The sequence below is a fragment of the Pseudomonas sp. NPDC098740 genome, from assembly GCF_044760065.1.
GTDB classification, from domain to species: domain Bacteria; phylum Pseudomonadota; class Gammaproteobacteria; order Pseudomonadales; family Pseudomonadaceae; genus Aquipseudomonas; species Aquipseudomonas rossensis.
In genome coordinates this window covers 40,390-62,745 of record NZ_JBIWAM010000021.1, presented here as the reverse complement: position 1 = coordinate 62,745, position 22,356 = coordinate 40,390, and the positions used below count along the sequence as shown (strand labels likewise).

The 22,356-nt window shown below is 59.2% G+C and carries 20 protein-coding genes, 1 pseudogene and 1 riboswitch; of the genes and pseudogenes, 12 read left to right on the top strand and 9 right to left on the bottom strand.

Annotated features, from left to right (window positions below):
- Nucleotides 1-65: 65 nt before the first annotated feature.
- Nucleotides 66-650 (top strand): YajG family lipoprotein, encoded by a 585-nt coding sequence (locus ACIQU2_RS22355; protein ID WP_033061281.1) that lies wholly within the window; start codon nucleotides 66-68, stop codon nucleotides 648-650.
- A 51-nt stretch (nucleotides 651-701) separates the two neighbouring features.
- Here the strand turns inward: ACIQU2_RS22355 and ACIQU2_RS22350 are convergent, their stop codons facing one another.
- Nucleotides 702-908: a hypothetical protein gene (locus ACIQU2_RS22350; RefSeq protein ID WP_403144021.1), complete on the bottom strand. Its 207-nt coding sequence runs from the start codon at nucleotides 906-908 to the stop codon at nucleotides 702-704.
- Between the two features lie 190 nt (nucleotides 909-1,098).
- Between ACIQU2_RS22350 and ACIQU2_RS22345 the strand changes: the two genes are divergently transcribed.
- Nucleotides 1,099-1,383: a hypothetical protein gene (locus ACIQU2_RS22345; RefSeq protein ID WP_347803325.1), complete on the top strand. Its 285-nt coding sequence runs from the start codon at nucleotides 1,099-1,101 to the stop codon at nucleotides 1,381-1,383.
- Nucleotides 1,384-1,509: 126 nt separating this feature from the next.
- Here ACIQU2_RS22345 and ACIQU2_RS22340 read toward each other — a convergent pair whose 3' ends face one another.
- Complete coding sequence (locus ACIQU2_RS22340; protein ID WP_403144018.1) at nucleotides 1,510-2,673, bottom strand: 1-acyl-sn-glycerol-3-phosphate acyltransferase; 1,164 nt, start codon at nucleotides 2,671-2,673, stop codon at nucleotides 1,510-1,512.
- A 142-nt stretch (nucleotides 2,674-2,815) separates the two neighbouring features.
- Between ACIQU2_RS22340 and ACIQU2_RS22335 the strand changes: the two genes are divergently transcribed.
- Genes ACIQU2_RS22335 through ACIQU2_RS22325 form a run of 3 tightly spaced genes read left to right on the top strand, consistent with a single transcriptional unit; the run spans nucleotide 2,816 to nucleotide 3,930 of the window.
- Nucleotides 2,816-2,998 (top strand): CPXCG motif-containing cysteine-rich protein, encoded by a 183-nt coding sequence (locus ACIQU2_RS22335; protein WP_008153387.1) that lies wholly within the window; start codon nucleotides 2,816-2,818, stop codon nucleotides 2,996-2,998.
- A gap of 12 nt (nucleotides 2,999-3,010) precedes the next feature.
- On the top strand, nucleotides 3,011-3,271 hold the full coding sequence (locus ACIQU2_RS22330; protein ID WP_347803327.1) for a putative signal transducing protein: 261 nt from the start codon (nucleotides 3,011-3,013) through the stop codon (nucleotides 3,269-3,271).
- 35 nt (nucleotides 3,272-3,306) lie between these two features.
- Nucleotides 3,307-3,930 (top strand): SOS response-associated peptidase, encoded by a 624-nt coding sequence (locus ACIQU2_RS22325; RefSeq protein ID WP_046048287.1) that lies wholly within the window; start codon nucleotides 3,307-3,309, stop codon nucleotides 3,928-3,930.
- Nucleotides 3,931-4,035: 105 nt separating this feature from the next.
- Here the strand turns inward: ACIQU2_RS22325 and ACIQU2_RS22320 are convergent, their stop codons facing one another.
- Both ACIQU2_RS22320 and ACIQU2_RS22315 read right to left on the bottom strand, forming a co-directional pair.
- Nucleotides 4,036-4,779, bottom strand: a complete 744-nt coding sequence (locus ACIQU2_RS22320) for a methyl-accepting chemotaxis protein (protein ID WP_403144053.1) — start codon at nucleotides 4,777-4,779, stop codon at nucleotides 4,036-4,038.
- A 114-nt stretch (nucleotides 4,780-4,893) separates the two neighbouring features.
- Nucleotides 4,894-5,088, bottom strand: a pseudogene (locus ACIQU2_RS22315) (HAMP domain-containing protein); the annotation flags it as partial.
- A gap of 1,362 nt (nucleotides 5,089-6,450) precedes the next feature.
- On the opposite strand from ACIQU2_RS22315, the gene ACIQU2_RS22310 reads away from it, so the two are divergent.
- On the top strand, nucleotides 6,451-7,269 hold the full coding sequence (locus ACIQU2_RS22310; protein WP_403144015.1) for a M48 family metallopeptidase: 819 nt from the start codon (nucleotides 6,451-6,453) through the stop codon (nucleotides 7,267-7,269).
- Between the two features lie 123 nt (nucleotides 7,270-7,392).
- On the opposite strand, the gene ACIQU2_RS22305 is transcribed toward ACIQU2_RS22310, so the two are convergent.
- The 3 genes from ACIQU2_RS22305 to ACIQU2_RS22295 all read right to left on the bottom strand — a co-directional run bounded on the left by ACIQU2_RS22305 (nucleotide 7,393) and on the right by ACIQU2_RS22295 (nucleotide 10,238).
- Nucleotides 7,393-7,977: a TMEM165/GDT1 family protein gene (locus tag ACIQU2_RS22305; protein WP_403144013.1), complete on the bottom strand. Its 585-nt coding sequence runs from the start codon at nucleotides 7,975-7,977 to the stop codon at nucleotides 7,393-7,395.
- 89 nt (nucleotides 7,978-8,066) lie between these two features.
- Nucleotides 8,067-8,189, bottom strand: a riboswitch (yybP-ykoY riboswitch).
- A 50-nt stretch (nucleotides 8,190-8,239) separates the two neighbouring features.
- Complete coding sequence (locus ACIQU2_RS22300; RefSeq protein WP_403144011.1) at nucleotides 8,240-9,238, bottom strand: methyltransferase; 999 nt, start codon at nucleotides 9,236-9,238, stop codon at nucleotides 8,240-8,242.
- Between the two features lie 34 nt (nucleotides 9,239-9,272).
- Nucleotides 9,273-10,238, bottom strand: a complete 966-nt coding sequence (locus tag ACIQU2_RS22295; RefSeq protein WP_403144010.1) for a 2-hydroxyacid dehydrogenase — start codon at nucleotides 10,236-10,238, stop codon at nucleotides 9,273-9,275.
- A 91-nt stretch (nucleotides 10,239-10,329) separates the two neighbouring features.
- Between ACIQU2_RS22295 and ACIQU2_RS22290 the strand changes: the two genes are divergently transcribed.
- Nucleotides 10,330-10,959 (top strand): LysE family translocator, encoded by a 630-nt coding sequence (locus ACIQU2_RS22290; RefSeq protein WP_403144008.1) that lies wholly within the window; start codon nucleotides 10,330-10,332, stop codon nucleotides 10,957-10,959.
- 15 nt (nucleotides 10,960-10,974) lie between these two features.
- Here the strand turns inward: ACIQU2_RS22290 and ACIQU2_RS22285 are convergent, their stop codons facing one another.
- Entirely contained in the window at nucleotides 10,975-11,868 is an 894-nt protein-coding gene (locus tag ACIQU2_RS22285; RefSeq protein ID WP_403144006.1) for a glycosyltransferase family 2 protein, read from the bottom strand.
- A 333-nt stretch (nucleotides 11,869-12,201) separates the two neighbouring features.
- On the opposite strand from ACIQU2_RS22285, the gene ACIQU2_RS22280 reads away from it, so the two are divergent.
- The 4 genes from ACIQU2_RS22280 (at nucleotide 12,202) to ACIQU2_RS22265 (ending at nucleotide 20,520) form a co-directional block, all read left to right on the top strand.
- Entirely contained in the window at nucleotides 12,202-13,884 is a 1,683-nt protein-coding gene (locus ACIQU2_RS22280) for a fatty acid--CoA ligase (RefSeq protein ID WP_347803333.1), read from the top strand.
- A gap of 337 nt (nucleotides 13,885-14,221) precedes the next feature.
- The gene (locus tag ACIQU2_RS22275; RefSeq protein WP_283181621.1) at nucleotides 14,222-16,159 is read left to right on the top strand and encodes a DUF1302 domain-containing protein; all 1,938 of its coding nucleotides are present in this window, start codon (nucleotides 14,222-14,224) and stop codon (nucleotides 16,157-16,159) included.
- Between the two features lie 28 nt (nucleotides 16,160-16,187).
- Complete coding sequence (locus ACIQU2_RS22270; RefSeq protein ID WP_403144003.1) at nucleotides 16,188-17,552, top strand: DUF1329 domain-containing protein; 1,365 nt, start codon at nucleotides 16,188-16,190, stop codon at nucleotides 17,550-17,552.
- A 229-nt stretch (nucleotides 17,553-17,781) separates the two neighbouring features.
- The gene (locus tag ACIQU2_RS22265; RefSeq protein WP_403144001.1) at nucleotides 17,782-20,520 is read left to right on the top strand and encodes a LuxR C-terminal-related transcriptional regulator; all 2,739 of its coding nucleotides are present in this window, start codon (nucleotides 17,782-17,784) and stop codon (nucleotides 20,518-20,520) included.
- Between the two features lie 54 nt (nucleotides 20,521-20,574).
- Here ACIQU2_RS22265 and ACIQU2_RS22260 read toward each other — a convergent pair whose 3' ends face one another.
- Nucleotides 20,575-21,393 carry a PP2C family serine/threonine-protein phosphatase gene (locus ACIQU2_RS22260; RefSeq protein WP_403143999.1) on the bottom strand — a complete coding sequence of 273 codons (819 nt, stop codon included), beginning with the start codon at nucleotides 21,391-21,393 and terminating at the stop codon, nucleotides 20,575-20,577.
- Between the two features lie 232 nt (nucleotides 21,394-21,625).
- Between ACIQU2_RS22260 and ACIQU2_RS22255 the strand changes: the two genes are divergently transcribed.
- Nucleotides 21,626-22,270: an MBL fold metallo-hydrolase gene (locus ACIQU2_RS22255; protein WP_347803338.1), complete on the top strand. Its 645-nt coding sequence runs from the start codon at nucleotides 21,626-21,628 to the stop codon at nucleotides 22,268-22,270.
- The last annotated feature ends 86 nt before the right edge of the window (nucleotides 22,271-22,356 follow it).

The following is a 22,356-nucleotide window of genomic DNA, read 5'->3' as shown; positions in this document are numbered from 1 at the left end:
AGTTACCCGCAGTGGCCCACCGCTATACTGCGGGCCTGTTTGTGCCTGATTCTGGAGAGAAGAGCATGTTGCAACGCCTGTTGTTCGGTTTGATCACTGTGACCAGTTTGACGCTGGTCGGCTGCGCCCACAGCCCGCAACAACTGAATCCGGAACCCAAGCTGACGACTCAGCTGGCACCGGTCGGCCATGGTCAGCCGGTGGTAGTGCGTGTGGTGGACGGTCGTCCGTCGCCGACCCTGGGCACCCGTGGTGGCCTGTACCCTGAGACCAGCGCGATTACCGTGCAGGGCGCGCAGATTCTGCCGAAGTTGCAGGCTCAGGCTGAGGCGGCCGTGCGGTTGCTGGGCTTTACCCCAACCTCCAATGCGCTGAACGCTCCGCAGTTGACCGTGACCCTGGCGGAGCTGAAGTATCAGTCGCCTAAAGAAGGCATGTATGTGACTGAGGCCACCATTGGCGCGACCTTCCGCTCCGATGTACAGAATGCCAATCGTCGTTACAGCGGTCGTTATGGTGCGTCCCTGGATCAGCGTTTTGGTATGGCGCCGAATCAGGAAACCAATACCAAGCTGGTCAGCGATGTGCTGAGCGATGCGTTGACGCGTCTGTTCAAGGATCCGACGATTGGTCAGATTCTCGGCGAATAAACGTTCGCTGAATTCAAAAAAGCCCGGTGCCAGCAATGGTTCCGGGCTTTTTCATGCTGCCTCGGAGTAAAAATCCAGAACACTCACGCCCGTCAGCAAATCCGTCTCCGGCAAATCCGCATGTTGATGCCCACCCAATGCGCAATACACCAGCCAGTGGCGGTCCTGGATGTTGAAGGCGAGGCTGCCAACGAGGTTTTGTTGTTCGTCGCTTTGAGCAATGAGGTAGAGGCGATCCTGGTTTTCGGCGTGCAACATGACGGTTTCCGTGTCGGTTTCGAGGGGCGCCAGACTGGCGTAATCAGATGACGGCGCCGTGACACAGGACAGGAATCGGTCAAATGGTTCGTTATTTGTCGGATAGCAAGGGCAGGTGGCGAGGCTTTCGGTAGAATCCGCGCCGCGGTCGTCGGTTCGGCGTCTGCCACCTGTTTTGCTGAGGTTCGTGATGTCGTTGCATTTGATTTCGCTGTTTACCAACCATCCCGCCAAGTTGATCAACCTGTTGGCCTTGTTGTTTGCCTTTCCGGGCGGCTGGTTGCTGCATGCCACACGTCGCCGCGAACAGCGCGCGTTGGCCATTCTCGAAGCGCAAAGCCAGAGCCGTCGTATCGATGAACCGACGTTGATGCTGGACGGGGCGACCTTGCGCATGAACCGGTTTTTCTATCGATTCGGTTTTGCCTGCCTGGGGTTGGCGCTGCTGGTGTCGTGGATCAGTACTCGGGTTTGAATCGCTAAAAAGCAAAAGATCGCAGCCTCGTTCCACTCGACAGCTCCTACAGGGGATAGCGTTCGCCCTGTAGGAGCTGTCGAGTGGAACGAGGCTGCGATCTTTTGATCTTGCTTCAAAAAAACCTTACAGCGGCAAACCTGCTTTCACACGGTACTGATTGCGCACCGGCGTCGCGTATTGCAGGACCATGAACGGACGATGCTCCTCAGGGCACGCGTCCAGACGCTGTTGCCATTGCTCCTGAGCCTTGGCCAGTTCGTCTGCCGCAAACACCTCAGCGGCTTTCGGCACCTGCAATTGCGGGTCGGCGTCTTTCCACTGGGCGTAGGCCAGGTAGTGCACCGGGAACAGGCGATAGCCGCCAAGGATCTGCCGGTCCATCTCGATCGCCAATTGCTTGGTGTCATCGAACAACTCGGTGATCGGCGAGGCGAAGTTCACATGCACGCGGCCCTTGTAGCCGGTGATGCCCTTGGCAATGCTCACATCGTCCTCGCCCGGCACTTTGGTGTAGCTGCCGGTGGTGGCGCGGATGAACAGTTCGCGAGCCTTGGCTTGATCGCACGGGTCGTATTCGTAGCTGATCGACACCGGGGTGAGGTTCAACGACTGAATGACTTCGCCGAACGGCTCGTCCTTGCGGCTCATGTGGAACATCTTGAGGATGGCCGACTCGGTGCGGTCGTCGCCGTCCTTGGCCCGGCCTTCGGCCTGGGCGATCCAGATCGAGGCGCAATCGTTGCGGATCGAGTGGTTGATGTAGGCCGACAGCAACTGATACGCCGCCATCTTCTCGCGTCGACCGCTGATCGAACGGTGCACGATAAAGCTCTTGTTCAGACGCATCAGATCGCTGACGAAGGGCTTTTGCAGCAGGTTGTCGCCGATCGCGATGCGCGGTGTCGGCAGTCCGGCGTGGTACACGGCGTAGTTGACGAAGGCCGGGTCCATCACGATGTCGCGGTGGTTGGCGATGAACAGATAGGCGCTGCCGGACTTGAACTGCTCGACGCCGGTGTACGTCACACCGTCCGTGGCTCGCTCGATGGTGTGGTCGACGTACATCTCGACTTTATCCTGCAACGTGGCCACCGACGTAACGCCGGCGAACTCACGGCGCAGCCGATGAGCTATAAGAGGTTTGAGCGCCCAGCCGAAAGCACCGGCAAAGCGCGGGAAGCGGAAGTGGATGAGGATGTCTAGAAACGCCTTGTCGCCGAGCAGCCTGTCCAGCACCGCAGGGACTTCGCTATCGTCGTACGGTCGGATGGCATCGAATTCGCCCATCATGCTCTCTTGTTAGAAACGGCTAGGGTAAGTAAAGGTTTTGATCGAAAACCAACGGGGCACGGTCTGAAAAGTTAGCCAGACAAAAATAGCCCTGCAAATAGACCGGCGATTATACGCACAAGTCACCTGGGAGACCGCGATGCTGGAAACCGAGCGCTACGAATGTCCGTATTGTGGTGAAGAGGCTGAGGCCGTTCTGGACTTGTCCGGAGGCGATCAGACCTATATCGAAGACTGTCCGGTGTGTTGTCGCCCCATCACGTTTGTTCTGCAGACTGACGGTCAGGAATGGTTGCTCGAAGTTCATAGCGAAAACGAATGAAAGGGGCACCCCATGCAGCGAATCTACGAGCCGGAAAACCTCATGGAAGGTGAGTTGCTGCAAAGCATGTTGGCCAGTGAGGGCATCGAGGCCCATTTGGTGGGGCGCGATTTGCTCGGTGGCACCGGCGAATTGCCGATCTTTGGCCTGCTGGGCCTGTCAGTCGATAACGACGAGGCCGAGTACGCCCGGGAGCTGATCGCCGCGTACAAATCCGCGCTGCCACTGCCCGGCGATGAACCGGAAAGTTTTCCCGGCACGCTGGTCTGTTAGGCTGGTGTTCGTTTTATCAAGAGTCGTGTTGCCCCATGTGTGGACGTTATGCCCTGTTTCGCTGGAACCCCGCCTTCGCGGCCCTGCCTGGCTTCCCCGCCGATCAGCAGGCCCAGTGGAATATTTCTCCCAACGATTCGGTGTTGATGCTGCGCGCGGGTGTTGACGGCCAGCGCGAGTTGGCCCGCGCGCGTTGGGGTTTGACGCCGCCATGGCTGACCGATTTGTCCCGCACGCCAGCCCATGCCCGGGCCGAGACCGTTGCTGAACAACCGATGTTTCGCCAGGCCCTGCGCGAACGCCGTTGCCTGCTGCCGGCCAACGGTTTTTACGAATGGCGCGGCACGACCCGCAAGCGTCCGTATTGGCTGACACCGGGGGAGGGCTCGACGCTGTTCTTTGCGGCGATTTGGGAAGCGTATCCGGTGCAGGAGCAGGTGTGGCTGAGCACGGCGGTGATCACGCAACCGGCGGCGAGTCAGCGTCGGCCGTTGATTCTCGATGCGGCGGGGCAGGAGGCGTGGCTCAATCCAGAGACTCCGTTGCATGCGTTGCAGGCGTTACTCGCCAGTGAACCCGCGGCGTTGCGCGAGCGAGTGCTGGCGAATCTGGTGAATGATCCGAAGCTGAATGGGCCGGAGTGTCTGACTCCGGGTTGATTCGGCGCCTGTGCCGACGCCTTCGCGGGCAAGCCCGCTCCCACAGGGATTTATGGCGCTCACAAAACCTGTGGGAGCGGGCTTGCCCGCGATGGGGCCCTCGGATCAAACCTTGAACTGATTAATCAACCGCCGCTGCTGCTCTGCCAACTTGGTCAGATCCGCACTCGCCACACTCGACTCATCCGCTCCGCCCGCCACTTCATTGGCCACTTGCCCGATGTTGATCACGTTACGGTTGATGTCATCAGCCACCGCACTCTGTTCCTCGGCCGCACTGGCAATCTGGGTGTTCATGTCGTTGATCACCGACACCGCCTGAGTAATCGTCTCCAGCGCCTCGGCCGCTTTCGCCGCATGCTGCACGCTTTCGTCGGTACGGCTCTGACTGTCCTCCATCACCCGCACCACATCGCGCGTGCCTTGTTGCAGCTGCTGAATCATGGTCTGGATTTCTTCAGTGGCCTTCTGGGTTTTCTGCGCCAGGTTGCGCACTTCATCGGCCACCACCGCAAAACCACGTCCCTGTTCGCCGGCTCGTGCCGCTTCGATGGCGGCGTTCAAGGCCAGCAAATTGGTTTGTTCCGCGATCCCGCGAATGGCGGTGAGGATGGCGTTGATGTTCTCGCTGTCCTTGGCCAGGGTCTGTACCACGCTGACGGCCTTGCCGATTTCCACCGCCAGTACACCGATCGAGTTCGACGTATCGCGCACGATTTGCATGCCTTGCGCTGCTGCCTGATCCGCATGGCTGGCAGCTTGCGCAGCCTGGGTTGCGTTTCGCGCCACGTCCTGGGCGGTGGCGGTCATTTCATGCACCGCCGTGGCGACTTGATCAATCTCGGCCATTTGCTTGTGCACGCCGATGTTGGTGCGGATGGCGATGTCGGCGGTGTGTTCCGACGAATCACTGACGCTCTGCACCGAAGTCACCACCTGGGTGATCATCACCTGCAACTTGGCCAGGAATGTGTTGAAGCCTTTGGCGATCGAGCCCAGTTCGTCGGCGCGGTCGCTGGTCAGGCGTCGAGTCAGGTCACCTTCGCCCTGAGCGATGTCGTCGAGCATGGCAACCATCTGCTTCAGCGGCCGGGCAATGCCGTGGCCCACCAGCCAGATCACCAGCAAGCCGATACCGGCAATCAACAAGCCGACCATGGCCATGCCGAAGGTGTCGGACTTGCGCTGGGCGTCCAGATCGCCCTGAAGCTTTTGCAGGTCGGCCATTACCGCGTTCAGCGGCAGTTGCAGTATGAGGGTCCAGCGAGCGTCGGTCTGGCCGATGCCAAACGGCAGGTACAACTCGATCCGGCCCTGGGCCTTGTCGACGGTGTAGGTGACTTCGCCGCGCTTTAGATTGGCCATGTTGGCGATCTGCTGGCTGTCGAGGATGTCGCTGACCTTCTCGCCGAATTTGCTCGGGTCCTTGGTGTAGGCAACGATCCGGCTGTTGCCGCCAATCAGGGCCATTTCACCAGCGCCGCTGTACAACTTCTGATTCGCGCCGAGGAGCATTTCCTGGATGAAGTTCACCGAGAGGTCGGCGCCGACGATGCCCTGGAAGGCCCCGTTGAGCATGATCGGTTCTATGAAGGAGGCGAGCATGACGATCTTGTCGCCGACCTTGTAGGGCGCCGGATCGATCACACAGGACTTTTTGGTTTCTTTCGAGCACAGGTAGTACTCGCTGGCGCGCACGCCGGTGGACAGGGTTTTCTGGTCGTCGACGTCCACCAGTTTGTCCAGGCCAAGGCTGCCGTCTTCGTTGCGGAACCACCACGGTAGAAAGCGGCCGTTGCTGGCGTCGATGCCGACCACTTGGGTGTCGAGGTAGGCCGAATCGTTGTGATCAAGGGCGTTTTTCTCCCAGCCGATGTAGGTGCCGAGAATTTTCGGGTTTTTGGTGACGTTTTCCTTGATCAGACTGATCAACTGCTCACGGCTCAGGCTCAGCTGTGGCTGACCATCGGCGCCCGGTGTGCCGATCAATGCGTTGACTCGCACCAGTCCGCCGGCAATCAGCAGCGGCGCTTCGAGCTCGCGCTGGATCTGGCTGACCTGGGTTTGCGCCAGTGACGTCAGGCGTTGTTCGATGACTTGCTCGAATTGTGCCTGGGTCCGCTGCTGGACCATGTCTTGTGTCCGTGCGCCGGAAAACAGCGCGTACAGCACCAGGGCTGCCACGACACTAAGAACGATGGCGCCAGCGAGGGCCGCCACGGAAAACTGGATCGACTTGAATTTCATGGGTGCTCCGCACGCAAGAGGACGTCTGCGGTGCTGTATCGGCAGGGGGGGCGATGGCCATGAGCGGAGGTTGGCGAATTGGCTGTTTTGGAGGGTTTGATGTCGCAAACGAATCATTGCGGGCCGTTATCGACCACGGTGGTCGCTGTTAGGTGAATTTTTTCCTACGGTCATGAGAGCTTTGTCTGAAATGTGCGTCTACACGTCTGTTGTATCTGGCGCCAATACAATTCACCGCCTAGGATAACCGGCATGTTTTCAGGGAAATTTTTGATGAATAAGACATTGGTTTTGTGTGCGCTGAGCGCAGGTCTGCTGCTCGCGGGTTGTCAGTCGGTCAACACCACCAGCGGTGGCGCGGTGGGCGTTGAGCGCAAACAGTACATGTTCAGCATGCTGTCGACCGATCAGGTCAATCAGATGTACGCCCAGTCTTATCAAAAGACAGTCGGCGAGGCGAGCAGCAAAGGTGTGCTGGACAAGACCAGTAGCGAGGCCAAACGTGTCCAGGCCATTGCCGACCGGCTGATTGCCCAGGCGCCGATTTTCCGACCTGATTCGGCCCAGTGGAAGTGGGAAGTCAACCTGATCAAGAGCGACGAACTCAACGCCAACTGCGGGCCTGGCGGCAAGATCATTTTCTACACCGGCCTGATCGACAGCCTGAAACTGACCGACGATGAAATTGCCGCGATCATGGGCCACGAAATCGCCCACGCCCTGCGCGAGCATGGTCGTGAAGCGATGTCCAAGGCTTACGGCATCGAAATGGCCAAGCAGGGCGCCGGTGCCTTGTTCGGTCTGGGTCAGGGTAGCCTGGCGCTGGCGGATACCGTGGCCAACTACGGCATGACCTTGCCCAACAGTCGCTCCAATGAAAACGAGGCGGACCTGATCGGCCTGGAACTGGCCGCTCGCGCCGGTTACAACCCGAACGCCGCGATCACCCTGTGGAACAAGATGACCAAGGCCTCGGAAGGTTCGCCACCGGAGTTCATGAGTACTCACCCGGCGTCGACGAGTCGTATTGCTTCTTTGCAGGCGGCGATCCCGAAAGTCATGCCGCTGTACGAGAAAGCCAAAAAGTCCTGATAGTCATGCGGTGCTGCCACTGACGCCTTCGCGAGCAGGCTCGCTCCCACATTGGAACGCGATCATCTGTGGGAGCGAGCCTGCTCGCGAAGAACGATGACGCGGAGTCACTGACTTACCGCGTCAAACCCACCCACTGCTCTGCATCGCCTTGTACACCGCGACAATGGCGAGGATGAAGAACGCCGACGCCGCCAGGCGACGGATCAGGGTGAGCGGCAATTTATCCGCGGCAAAGTTACCCGCCAAAACCACCGGCACGTTGGCAATCAACATCCCGACGGTGGTGCCGATGATCACCAGCCACAGTTCCGGGTATTGCGCAGCGAGCATCACCGTGGCGACTTGAGTCTTGTCGCCCATCTCCGCAAGGAAAAACGCGATCAGCGTGGTCAGGAACGGTCCGAACTTACGGGCGGTGCTGGCTTCGTCGTCGTCCATCTTGTCCGGCACCAGGGTCCACAATGCGGTCGCGGCGAAGCTCACGGCGAGGATCCAGTGCAGCGTCGCATTCGAGAAGAAACTACCGACCCAGGCACCTACCGCGCCGGCGGCCGCGTGGTTGGCCAGGGTTGCAGCGACGATACCGGCGATGATCGGCCAGGGTTTACGAAAGCGAGCGGCGAGAATGAGCGCGAGCAGTTGCGTCTTGTCGCCGATTTCGGCCAAGGCAACGATTGCGGTGGGAACGAGAAGTGAATCCAGCATCAGGGTTTTCCTAAGGGGCGGGTCGACACGGCTATGACACGTACAGCCTTCCCGCCCCGGGTAAGGTGTTCGTGTCATAGGTCTTGTCAAACCCTGCGATCCGTCTGATGCGGACGCTTGGGTCGCATACGCCATGGTCTGTTGACCAAGTATGTTGACGTATGCCGGACGAGCATGGCGCTCGTGGGAGACTACTCCCCTAGGACGGAGCGGATTCTGCCTAGGCAAATCCGATTGGGCAAGCCTCTTTTTTAAAGAGGTTCTAGCCGCGTTTGGCTCGGTAGATCCTGAAACCCTGTCCTTCAGCCTTGATCGCACATACGCCCAGATGCTCTTCGATCAGCGGTTGGTACTTGAGGAAGCTGTTCGCCACCAAGCGCAGTTCGCCACCGTTTTTCAGATGTTTAGCTGCTTTTCGCAGCAAGTTCTCGGTAGCGAAGTAATCGGTGTGTACGCCGACATGGAACGGTGGGTTGCTCAGAATTGCACTCAAGCCCATCGGTGCTGCGTCGATACCGTCACCGGTAATCACGTCAGCTTCCAGACCGTTGGCAGCCAATGTCAGGCGACTACTGGCAGCCGCAAACGCATCCACATCAAGCAAGGTTACCTGGTTGTGTGGATAACGACGTTTCACCGCTGCTCCCAACACACCGGCGCCGCAACCGAAGTCCAGCAAATGGCCGCTCGGCAATTTGTCCAGATGCTCCAGCAACAGCGCGCTGCCGCGATCCAGCCGACCGTGGCTGAACACGCCCGGCAGGCTGATGACTTTTAGCGGACCTTCGGCCAGCGGCAGCTCATAAGTCCGGGCCAGGCTTTCCAGCGACTTGGCTTGCGGCGCACTGGCCACGGTCACCTGCCACAGCTGGCAATGCCGCGCGCTGTCGAGCTTGCGCGGTTTGCCGAAGGGATTCAGTTGCTTGGCCGCGCCTTCGATGCCGCTGCGTTTTTCACCCACCAGATACAGTTCACGACCGGCCAGTCTGGAGGCGAGGGCGTTGAGGATGTAGTCGGTCAGGTCTTTGGACTTGGGCAGAAACACCACGGCGGTGTCGAACGCGCGCTCCGTTACAGTCACACCGAAATGGCTGCGCTCGGCGAAGCGGGCATCCAGCGCTGCTTGATCGCCGGCATGCCAGCACCAGCCATGAGCGTCGGGCAGACGGCCCAGCAGGTCATCGGCGGGCAAACCGGCCAGCAGCACCGAACCCTGGAATAACTCGGCCTGACGAAGCAGTACTTCACTGCGCGGATCCATACTCTGCTCCTGTGAAAAAAAGTGCCGCAGTCTATCAACTGACGACCCGCAGCGCTTTACCACTGAAGTAACCCTGAGCGTTTTCGGTCAACTGGCCCACGATTCGCTGGCGTGCCTCGCGACTGCCCCAAGCGTTGTGCGGAGTGACAATCAACCGTGGAATGTCTTGGGCCAGCAGCGGATTGCCGGCGGTCGGTGGCTCGACGCTCAACACGTCGGTGGCCGCGCCACCCAGGTGGCCGTTGCGCAAGGCATCGACCAGCGCCTGTTCGTCGATCAGGCCGCCGCGTGCGGTGTTGACCACGAACGCACCGGGTTTCATCGAGGCCAGCTCACGGGCTCCGATGAAGTGGCGGGTGTGTTCGTTGAGCGGACAGTGCAGGGTCAGCGCGTCGATCTGCGGCAGCAGCTCATCCAGTGGCAAACGATCCGGCCGGGCAGGGCGCCCGGGAATCTGGCCGAGCAGTACACGCATGCCAAAGGCTTCGGCCAGTCGTGCGACCGCGCCGCCCAGTTCGCCGTGACCGAGCAGGCCGAGGGTTTTGCCTTCCAGTTCGACAATCGGGTAATCCAGCAGGCAGAACTGTTTCGCCTGCTGCCAGCGACCTTCGCCGACAGCCTTTTGATAATCGGCCAGGCGCGTTGCCAGATTGAGCAGCAACATGATCGTGTGCTGCGCCACCGACGGCGTGCCGTAACCCTGGCAGTTGCAGACGGTAATTCCGTGGGCGCGGGCGGCGGCGAGGTCAACGTTGTTGGTGCCGGTGGCGGTGATCAGAATCAGTTTCAGCTCGGGGCTGGCAGCGATGGCGGCGGCGTCGATCAGGATTTTGTTGCTGATGGCAACGGTGGCGCCCTTGAGGCGTGCGATCACCTGGTCCGGCGTGGTCTGGGCGAAAAGCTGTAAGTCGCTGAAACACTCTTGCAGCGGGCTGAGGTCGAGGTCGCCCAGGTCCAGGGACGGATGGTCGAGGAAAACGGCGCGGTGAGTGTTCGTCATCAACTGTACCTTTTGTGCGATGAACTGAAGGCGTAATCTGCCGAGCCTACCAGATGAAACAAACAGTTACGCTTGGCCAAAAGGATCCCCCATGTACTGGACAGAGTTTTTGACCGTTGCCCTGATTCACTTGCTGGCCGTTGCCAGCCCCGGCCCGGACTTTGCCGTGGTGGTGCGTGAGAGCGTGACCCATGGTCGTCGCGCCGGTACCTGGACGGCGCTGGGTGTTGGCACGGCGATTTTCCTGCACGTTGGCTATTCGCTGCTCGGCATCGGCCTGATCGTGTCCCAGTCGATCGTGTTGTTTAATGCCCTGAAATGGGCGGCCGCCGCGTACCTGCTGTACATCGGCCTCAAGGCCTTGCGAGCACAGCCGGCCCAACCTGCGACTGACGATCTGCACACGGAAGCGGGCGAGCGCACTGCTCGCGGCGCTTTCACTTCGGGTTTCGTGACCAACGGTCTGAACCCGAAAGCGACGCTGTTCTTCCTCTCACTGTTCACCGTGGTGATCAATCCGCACACGCCGCTGGCGGTACAGGCGGGCTACGGCATCTACCTCGCGGTGGCCACCGCTGTGTGGTTCTGCCTGGTGGCGATGCTGTTCAGCCAGCAGCGCGTGCGCGCAGGTTTTGCCCGGATGGGCCACTGGTTCGATCGGACGATGGGCGCGGTACTGATCGCCATTGGTGTCAAACTCGCGTTTACCGAGATGCACTGAGGCCCTGTGAGGTGGCTAGCGATGTAATACCAGCCGCTTGAAGCGTTTGAAGCTGGTTCTATTGAGGTGCCGCCAGGGAATCGAGCGCAACAGCTGCCAGGCTTCTTTCTTGTCTTCGACCACGGCATATTTGAGGGCCTTGTTCACCAGTTTGGTGCGGGCGCTCTGGTAGCCGGGATGGTTCACGTACGGTTCGATGGCCTCAAGGTCCGCCTGGAGCAATATCCGGTATTTTCTCGACAGGTTGTTGGCATGGCGGCGATAGCGGGTCATGCAGATCGGCAATTCATGGATCTCATAACCCAGCCGGGCAATCCGCAACGTCATCTGAAAGTCTTGAACCCGCAGCTTCGGCGCGTAGAAGTCGGCACTTCGCATGGCTTTCATGCGATAGAGCGCAACAGGGGCGCCGATCACGACGGCACCTCTGAGGACCTGATCGAAGTTGTAGGTGTGGATCTTGTCGCGTTGTTGCTGCTTGATGGTGTTGCCATCGCTGTCCATGTAGCTGATCAGCGCACCCACGCAGCCGACGTGCGGGTGCTGATCCAGATACTCGGCGCGAGTGCGCACCGACCCCGGCAACATGATGTCATCCAGGTCCGGCGTCGACACATAGACGCCTTTGGCGTATCGCAAGCCGTGGTTGAGCGCCGCGCTCACACCCTGGTTCGGTTGCGAGTACAGCTGGAAGTCATAGGTTTGTTGCAAGCGCTTGAGTATGGCGAGGCTGTCGTCGCTGGACCCGTCATTCACGATGATGACTTCGAAGTTCGGGTAGTCCTGGGCGAAGATGCTCTTGATGGCGTCTTCCAGAAATTTTTGCATGTTGAAGCAGGACGCCACGATGGAAACCAGGGGCGCTTGTGTCGATGGGGAGTTCTCGGGGGCGGTCAATTCAATAGTCATTGTTATATGCAATACCGATGGCGTGTAGAGAACAAGATCCTTCTCTTGAAGATGAGGTAGAAGGTCGGGCGACCCGGGGCAACTGTTCGGCTGCCAACCGATCGGCTCATCGTGTCCGTATGGTACGTAGGCTCACAGACAAGTGTTACGTGCATGCGTTGCAACGTTTTACAGCGCAATTTCAGAATTCCCGACGAAACACGTCAGGTAGTGGCGCAAAGCTAGCATTTTACCCGGTTCTGCAAATCATTCCTTTGGCTGATTTGGCTGACGTCCAAGGGCACTAAAGTGCTTACTTTAAGCCACGACCGTGCAGTCAGAAAAGGGACTCTTATGTTGCAGACTCGCGTTATCCCTCCAGCCGAAGGCGCTTACCAGTATCCGCTGCTGATTAAACGGCTGCTGATGTCCGGCGCTCGTTATGAAAAAACCCGCGAGATCATTTACCGCGACCAGTTGCGCTACAGCTATCCGACCCTGATCGAGCGGGTCGCAAGGCTGGCCAATGTGCTGACGGCGGCCGGCGTCAAGGCCGGGGATACCGTGGCGGTGATGGACTGGGACAGCCATCGTTATCTGGAATGCATGTTCGCCATCCCGATGATCGGCGCGGTGATCCACACCATTAACGTGCGCCTGTCACCGGAACAAATCCTCTACACCATGAACCACGCCGAGGACCGCTTTGTGCTGGTCAACAGCGAGTTCGTGGGGCTTTACAACGCGATTGCCGGGCACCTGACCACCGTCGAAAAAACCCTGCTGCTGACTGACCTGCCGGAAAAAACCGCCGACTTGCCGAACCTCATCGGCGAGTATGAGCAGTTGCTGGCGGCGGCGAATACGCAGTACGACTTCCAGGATTTCGACGAAAACTCGGTCGCGACCACGTTCTACACCACCGGCACCACCGGTAATCCCAAAGGTGTGTACTTCACCCATCGGCAACTGGTGCTGCACACAATGGGTGTGTCGACCATCATGGGCGCCATCGACAGCGTGCGGTTGCTGGGCACCAACGACGTTTACATGCCGATCACCCCGATGTTCCATGTGCACGCCTGGGGCCTGCCGTATGTGGCGACCATGCTCGGGCTCAAGCAGGTCTATCCCGGTCGCTATGACCCTGAGTATCTGGTGGAGCTGTGGCGCAAGGAGAAGGTCACTTTTTCCCATTGCGTACCAACCATTCTGCAAATGGTCCTTAATTCCAAGGCCGCGCAAGGCACCGACTTTGGTGGCTGGAAAATCGTCATCGGCGGCAGTGCGTTGAACCGCACGTTGTACGAAGCCGCCAAGGCCAATGGCATTCAGCTGACCGCCGCTTACGGCATGTCGGAAACCGGACCGCTGATCTCATGCGCGCACCTCAACGATGAGCTGATGGCCGGCACCGAAGACGAGCGCACCACGTACCGGATCAAGGCCGGTGTGCCGGGGCCATTGGTGGAGGCGGCGATCGTTGACACCCACGGCAACTTCCTGCCCGCCGATGGCGAGACCCAAGGCGAGCTGGTGCTGCGTGCGCCGTGGCTCACCGAGGGCTATTTCAACGAACCGCAAAAGGGTGCCGAGCTCTGGGCCGGGGGCTGGCTGCACACCGGTGACGTAGCGACCCTTGACAGCATGGGTGTGATCGACATTCGCGACCGGATCAAAGACGTGATCAAGACCGGCGGCGAGTGGATCTCCTCCCTGGACCTTGAAGACTTGATCAGCCGCCACCCTGCGGTACGCGAAGTAGCAGTTGTGGGGATCGCCGATCCGCAGTGGGGCGAACGTCCGTTCGCACTGCTGGTGGTCCGCGAAGGCCATGAGATCGGGGCCAAAGAACTGAAGGAACACCTCAAGCCGTTTGTGGAACTGGGGCACCTGAGCAAGTGGGCCATCCCGAGCCAGATCGCCCTTGTTACTGAAATTCCCAAGACCAGTGTCGGCAAACTCGACAAGAAGCGTATTCGCGTCGACATCACCGAATGGCAAGCCAACAACAGTACCTTCCTCTCGACGCTTTAAGCGTCACTTGGCGTGCCCAAAAGGGCACGCCAGCCCCACCAAGCAAGCGCTTGGCTTGTCAAATCCGAAATTTCAGCCATCCTTGACGGGCCGACAGGTGTCGGACTGGCGAAAGGACTGTTCCAGAGTGGCTGGCAGCTGCAAATCACACTTTAGAGGGATCAAGCAGTACTACCTGCTGGCTATAGTCCGCTCAAGGATTTTTAAGAACGGAGCAAACGCACAAACCGGGGCGATGCAACTTTGGAATGACTTAGGGACACCTTGGCTCCCAGTCATCCACAGCGTTTTTAAAAGTGCTCACTGCCATAACAATAATGCACATGGAGTAGCGTCGATGACATCAGTAAACCAGTTCTGGCGCCGGGCAAAACTGCCTTTGGCCGTCAGTCTTGCCTCTACGCTCGCCGGGCCAGCATTCGGCGTCAGTTTCAACGTTGGTGAAATCGAAGGTCAGTTTGACTCGTCCCTGTCGATCGGTGCCAGTTGGTCTACTGAAAGTGCCAACAAGAACCTTATCGGCGTCAACAACGGCGGCCGCGGCCTGTCCCAGACTTCCGACGACGGTCACCTGAACTTCAAGAGCGGCGAAACGTTCTCCAAGATCTTCAAGGGCATCCATGACCTTGAATTGAAATATGGCGATACCGGCGTTTTCGTCCGTGGCAAATACTGGTACGACTTTGAACTCAAGGACGAAAGTCGTCCGTTCAAGGACATCAGCGACAGCAACCGCAAGGAAGGCGCCAAGTCCTCCGGCGGCCAGATCCTCGACGCCTTCGTCTACCACAACTATTCCGTTGCCGATCAGCCGGGCTCCGTACGTCTGGGCAAGCAAGTAGTGAGTTGGGGTGAAAGTACCTTCATCGGCGGCGGTATCAACTCGATCAACCCGATCGACGTGTCCGCGTTCCGTCGCCCCGGTGCCGAGATCAAGGAAGGCCTGATCCCGGTCAACATGTTCTACGTGTCCCAGAGCCTCACCGAGAACCTCTCGACCGAAGCCTTCTACCAGCTCGAATGGGACCAGACCGTTACCGACAACTGCGGCACCTTCTTCTCGCAACCGGACGTGATTTCGGATGGCTGCGACAACAACCTGGCCGTACTGCGCACCCGTAACGGGCTCAACAGTGCACTGACGGCTGCGGGGCTGCCGGCTTCGTTGCGTAACGCCAGCATCAACACCCTGGCTGCCAGGGGCGTGACCTGGGGTGACCCGGATGAAGGTGTAATCGTTCGTCGCGGTCCGGATCGCGATGCCCGTGACAGCGGTCAATTTGGCGTGTCCTTCAAATACATGTTCGATCCGCTGGACACCGAGTTCGGCGCCTACTTCATGAATTACCACAGCCGTGCGCCGATTTTCAGCGGCAAAGGTGCTCCGGCGAGCGCTTACAGCGCGGCGGGCCTGGTGGGCTCGCTGGTGGCCAGGGGTGTTCCTCTCGCTGTCGCGCGTAACCTGGCACCGACCTTGTTGCCATTGAATGTGGCCGGTAACTCCAGCTACTACGTCGAGTACCCTGAAGATATTCGCCTGTATGGCTTGAGCTTCTCCACCACGTTACCGACAGGTACTGCGTGGAGTGGTGAAGTCAGCTACCGGCCGAATGCGCCGGTTCAGCTCAACACCACTGACATTCTCTTTTCCGGTCTGACACCTCTGAACCCTAACGTTTCCGTGCTCCAGGGTACGCCAGGGGCGGATCAAAAAGGCTATCGCCGCAAGGAAGTGACCCAGCTCCAGACGACTCTTACTCACTTCTTCGACCAGGTGATGGGCGCCGAGCGACTGACCCTGGTGGGCGAGGTCGGCTTTACTCACGTTGGCGGTCTGGAAAGCACTAACAAAGCGCGTTACGGCCGTGACCCGAGCTACGGCCCTGGTCCATTGCCAGGTGGTCAGTGCCAGACATTGAACACCGGCACCCTGGCAGGCGGACCGCAAAACAACGTGAGTCGCTACTGCGAAAACGACGGGTTCACCACCGCAAACTCCTGGGGCTACCGCGGTCGTGCCATCTGGGAATACAACGACGTATTCGCCGGTGTGAACCTCAAGCCGAACGTGGCCTGGTCTCATGACGTGGAAGGCTACTCGCCTGGCCCTGGCGGCAACTTCGAGGAAGGTCGCAAAGCGGTGAGCCTGGGCGTCGATGCCGAGTACCAGAACACCTACACCGCGAGCCTGGCTTACACCAACTTCTTTGATGGCAAGTACACCACCGTCGATGACCGCGATTTCGTTGCGCTCAGCTTCGGCGTGAACTTCTAAGCACTGCATTATCAGGACGAACACACCTATGAAAATAATAAAGAGTCTGTTCCACGTCGGTGTTCTGGGGCTTTCGCTGCTGGCAACCGGTGTCATGGCGGCGGTCCCTGCGGCCGAAGCGGACAAACTGGGCAAGAGCCTGACCCCGATGGGCGCCGAGATGGCAGGCAACGCTGACGGATCGATCCCGGCCTGGAAACCGATGGCGAAAAACGCCGGCAACGTCGACGGCAAAGGCTTCCTGTCCGACCCGTTCGCCAGTGAAAAACCGCTGTTCACCATCACGGCGCAGAACGTCGACCAGTACAAGGACAAACTCGCACCGGGCCAGTACGCGATGTTCAAGCGCTACCCGGAAACCTTCAAAATGCCGGTCTACCCGTCCCATCGCGGCGCGACCGTGCCGGATGCCGTGTTTGCCTCCATCAAGAAAAACGCCACCGCTACTAACCTGGTGTCTGGCGGCAACGGTCTGGAGAACTTCGAAACCGCAGTTCCATTCCCGATTCCGAAGACCGGCGTCGAAGTCATCTGGAACCACATCACCCGCTATCGCGGTGGCAGCGTGACCCGTCTGGTGACCCAGGCCACGCCGCAGCCGAACGGTTCGTACAGCCTGGTGTACTTCCAGGACCAGTTCGTGTTCCGCGACAAGATGAAGGATTACGATCCGGCGAACCCGGGCAACATCCTGTTCTACTTCAAGCAGAAAGTGACCGCGCCGGCACGTCTGGCCGGTGGTGTGCTGCTGGTACACGAAACCCTCGACCAGGTAAAAGAGCCACGTTCGGCGTGGGTCTACAACGCCGGTCAGCGTCGTGTGCGTCGCGCACCACAAGTGTCCTATGACGGGCCGGGTACCGCAGCCGATGGCCTGCGTACTTCCGACAACCTGGACATGTACAACGGTGCACCGGATCGTTACGACTGGAAACTCGAAGGCAAGAAAGAGATGTACATCGCCTCCGACGCCTACAAACTCGACTCGCCGCAACTCAAGTACGACGACATCATCAAGGCCGGTCACATCAACCAGGACCTGGCGCGTTACGAGCTGCGTCGGGTCTGGCATGTGGTGGCTACCTTGAAGGAAGGTCAGCGTCACATCTACGCCAAGCGTGACTTCTACATCGACGAAGACACCTGGCAAGCGGCCGTGATCGACCACTACGACGGTCGTAATCAACTGTGGCGTGTGGCGGAAGCTCACTCCCAGAACTACTACAACGTTCAAGTGCCGTGGTACACCCTGGAAACCTTGTACGACCTGCAATCGGGCCGCTACCTGGCGCTGGGCATGAAGAACGAAGAGAAATCGGCGTATGACTTTGGCTTCACTGCCACCACCAGCGACTTCACTCCGGCGGCTCTGCGCCAGGATGGTGTTCGCTAAGCTGCCCTGAACAGAGGCCGCATCCTCGAAAAACGCCCCGACTGGTTCGGGGCGTTTTTTTTGAATTTCATAACGATCGCTGCTACAAGGTGAGTTCAGATCAGGCAGATACCTTTGCTTGTATTCTTTTTGTAGCCATTTGTAGCAATAACCTTCATTCCCTCTTCGTTTACCGCTAGGCTGCGGACATCTGCAACGCCGCCAACCGCCATTCAAACAAGAGCCGGCCATGACTGATCTGTCCCCACACCCGGGCCCTGCAAGCGTTGCCGTCGCGGCACTGGACGGGCGTTTTTTTCGACCTCCGTTGCCTGACGGCCATGTGCTGCGGCCTCGTCTGTGCGAGCGCCTGAGTGCGGGGCTCGGTGGCAGGCTGTTGCTGGTCAGCGCACCGGCGGGGTTTGGCAAAAGTTCGTTGGCAGTGGAGTTCTGTCAGGGCTTGCCGGCTCACTGGCAAAGTCTGTGGTTGGGGTTGAGTCCGCGAGACAGTGATCCCGGACGTTTTCTTGAGCGGTTGCTCGAAGGCCTCCAGGACTATTTTCCGCAACTGGGCAGCCAGTCCCTGGGACTGCTGAAAATGCGGCAGCGGCATCAACCGTTTGCTTTTGAAGAATGGCTGGACGGTTTGCTCGATGAGTTGGCCGTGCACCTGTCTTTGAGTACGCCCCTGCTGTTGGTGCTTGATGACTACCATCTGGCGCAGGGCCCGGTTCTTGATCGCTGCCTGCAATTTTTCCTCAATCACCTGCCTGACGGCTTGCTGGTCATGGTCACCAGTCGGCAGCGGCCGGACTGGCATCTGGCGCGCCTGCGGCTGTCGCGGCAACTGCTCGAGTTGAATGAACAGGACTTGCGCCTGACTCACGATGAAGCCTTGACCCTGCTCGATCGGCACAGCAGCTCTTTGCGCGGCGAAGCGCTGGAGAGCCTCATCCAGCGTAGCGAAGGTTGGGTTGCCGGACTGCGTTTCTGGCTGCTGGCGGCGTCTGAAGCGGGCTCCCAGGGTGCTTTGCCGCAGGCCTTGCATGGCGGGGAAGGGCTGATCCGCGATTATCTGCTCGAAGAAGTCATCGATTGTCTGCCCGCCGAGGTGCAGTCATTCCTTTACGACACAGCACCTCAGGAACGCTTTTGCAGCGAACTGTGCGATGCCGTTCGCGAAGCCCATGACAGTGCCGAGATCCTGCGTTTTCTGCTGGCCCATCAGGTGTTCCTGGTGCCACTGGATGAAAACGGTCACTGGTATCGCTACCACCATTTGTTTTCCGACCTGTTGCGCACCCGGCCTACCGCGCAAGCGATGGTACCGGCGGCCAGCCTGCACCTGCGCGCCTGTCGCTGGTTCAATGCCCAGGGGCTGCTCGATGAAGCGGTGGAGCAGGCATTGCGCGCCGGGCACCTGGACGTCGCGGCGAACCTGGTGCAGAACCTCTCCGAAGAACAACTGTTGGCCGAGCAGAACGTCGGCATGTTGCTGCGCTGGAAAATGGACTTGCCCGACAGCCTGCTGATCAGCACGCCACGGTTGATCGTGCTGTACAGCTGGGCGCTGGGGCTGGCCTGTCAGCTGGACGCCGCCGAGGAGCTGGCCAGTCATTTGAGCCGCTTCCTGCCGGCCCCGTCGGCCACTGCGCAGAAATCCATGCTGGCGCAATGGCTGGCCCTGAGCGGGATCATCGCTCGCGGACGCGGCAATCGCGAGCTGACGCTGCTCTATTGCACCGAAGCGCAGGAGAGCCTGCCCGCCAAACGTTACGGGCAGCGCCTGATGTGCCTCTCGACCCTGTCCAACCTGGCCATTGCCGACGGCGATTTGTGGCGTGCGCGCGGGTTGAACCGTGAATCTCTGGAGTTGGCGCAACGGGTCGGCAACCCGCTGTTCGAAGCGCTGGCCCACTACGACCGCGCTCGCGTGCTGCAAGCACGAGGGGAAATCCTGCGTGCGCTGGATGAAGTGCGCCAGGGGCTGCAACGCCTGCAACGGTTATCCCCGCAACGGCTCTATGCAGTGCGCGCCCGACTGATTTTGTACGAAGGCTTTTTGCTAGCCCTGCGCTTGCAGCCCCAAGCCGCGCGGGCACGCTTGCAAGCCGGCTTGAATGAAGCACGCGCCTGTCGTGATATCAGCGTATTGATCGGTCACTGCGTGATCGCCAGGCTTGAGGGCAGCAGCGGCGAATTCGCCAAAGCCTTCGCCGAACTCGCCGAAGCCGAGCGCCTGATGCACATCTGGGACGTGCCACCAATCTACTACCTGGCGATGATCACCCTGGTCAAATGCGAACTCTGGCTGGCTCAGGGGCGTACCGACCTGGCCGAAGCCTGGCTCGCTCGCTTGGGCCAGACCTACAACGGCGAACACGCGGCAGCCCCTCCGGAGTTCCATCCGCAACTGCCGTTGCATATCGAGTTGCAACAGGCCTTGCTGGAGGTCATTCAAGGGCAGCCGATGCTGGCCGAAGGACGATTGAATGCGTTGCTTGAGCATGGGCAGCAAACGGGCAGGCAGCTGCTCAGCGTGATGGCACTGACTCAGAAAGTGACGTTATTGCTGGGGGGCGGACGCGAACCCGAAGCCCGCAAGGCCTTGAGTCAGGCACTGGAAGCTGCGGCCGGGGGGGCGCTGCAACCGTTTGTCGGGTTGTTGGCTGAACATCCTGACTGGCTACGTAACCAACTTCAACTCGGTGCGCCGACGCCCGTGTCTCAGAGCCTTTCAGAAAAACTTCCGACGGTGGCAGCCCGTCCCGCAGCGGAGTCATCCGCCGCGGCGGAACAACTCAGTACGCGGGAAATGGCCGTCCTGCGCCTGATCGCCCAGGGTTGTTCAAATCAGGAAATCAGCGATCAGCTGTTTATCTCGCTGCACACGGTGAAAACCCATGCCAGCCATATCAACAGCAAGCTTGGGGTGGAGCGGCGAACGCAAGCGGTCGCCAGGGCGAAAGAGTTGGGTGTATTGCAGTAATCACCGTTTGAAGACCTCCGAAACAAGTTGGGCCTTGCGATCAGAGGTTTTCGGTCATTTCTCCTCTGAGACAGTCACTCCGGATGTCTGCCCCACGTCGATGGAGTGCTTCAGGATCGACAGTAAGCCTATGGAGCAGTCATCTCCGGTTTTATTGGCAATGGACTGTTGCAAGTTGTCACCCAATACTTCCCTCATTTTTTTTCTGGGCAACGTTGCATTCCACTCCAGCAGCTTTTGGATCGCCGGGGCGGGGACGCCGCTGGATTTGTCATAGAGACTTTGCGCGGTGCCGTCGCTCATGATCGCGAAGCCAGTCGTGGCTTCGATTTGCCCACGGTACAACCTGAGCCGCGACGCCGCTTTATGATCAGTCAGAAACAGGGTGGTATTGGCGAACTCGCCATTTTCTGGATGAGAAAGGGCCTGAAGTTGTCCGTCCGCGTCAACGCTTGCGATGACGCCATCGCCCAAGTGACCTGCGAGGTAGCGGCCTCGTGAGTAAGCGACGAACGACAAGGTACAGGCCAGGTCGTTGATATCGCCGCCAAGTTTTGCAGCTTTGCGTCTGAACGCGTCCAGGCAGCGATTGACCAGTCGCTGGGCTGCCTTCGCGTTGTGTTTGTCCATGTTTTGCCAGAGGCTTTCAAAGTTTTTGCAGACAAAGGCCAGGGTTGCCGTGACCGCTACTTGAGCGCCGATTTCGGATCTGGCTCTGGAATCAGCCCCCTCGGCCAATGAAATGCAGGTCACCTCGTTGGACTCTCTGGCCGCGACATAGTCCTGGCAAGGCGTTTGAGTTCTGAGGTGCTCGCGTCCTGCCACAAACGCGCAGGTCGTTTTACAGCTGAAGTCTACCGGGATCTCAGGCATGGTTCAGACCTGTGCCCAGGCTTCGATACCTTTAATGTCCTGACGAAGGAGATAGTCTTCTTGCATGGGATTATCCTTTTTGGGCTGAGCGTTACAAAAAACGCTTCAAGAGTCGTTTGAACCAGGCATTGGCTTCCTGCCGTCCTGTTTCAAATAGGCGCGGCGCGAGGATAACCTATCAATTTTGCGGATCATAACCGCAGTACCCAGCCTTGGCACCAGGATTAAACCCATGCAAACCCCGAATACAGTCCTCATCCGCGAAACCTTCCCCGTCGGCCCGTTGCAGTGCAACTGCACGATCATCGGCGACCCGATCACCAAAAAGGCCATCGTCGTTGATCCGGGCGGTAATCACGAACTGATCCTCGCGCGGCTCGACGCACTGGGCCTGAAGGTGGTCAGCATCATTCACACCCACGCGCACCTCGATCACTTCCTGGCTTCCGGTCAGTTGAAGGAAAAAACCGGTGCAACCCTGCATCTGCATAAAGAAGATCAATTCCTCTGGGACAACCTCGAGATGCAGTGCCAGATGTTCGGTGTGCCCTACACGCCGGTGCCGCCGCCGGATCGCTGGTTGGCCGATGATGAAGAACTGGCCTGCGGCTGCGGCGTGGCGTTGCACACGCCGGGTCATACGCCGGGTTCCATGAGCTTTTGGTTTTCAGAGGCTAAGCTGCTGATTGCCGGTGACACGTTGTTTCGTCGCGGGGTAGGGCGCACGGATTTGTGGGGTGGTGATCAGGCGACCATCGTGCGGTCGATCAAGCAGCGGCTGTACACCCTCGATGAAGAGGCGACGGTTGTGACCGGGCATGGTCCGGACACACGTCTGGGCGATGAAATGCGCGAGAACCCTTTTGTGCGGGCCTGATTTGTGCAGTTGTGTGGGCACGCCGCGGAATTATTTTCATCCGCAATGATCCAACACCCGCAAAGGTTTAATGCCTTAGTCCGTTG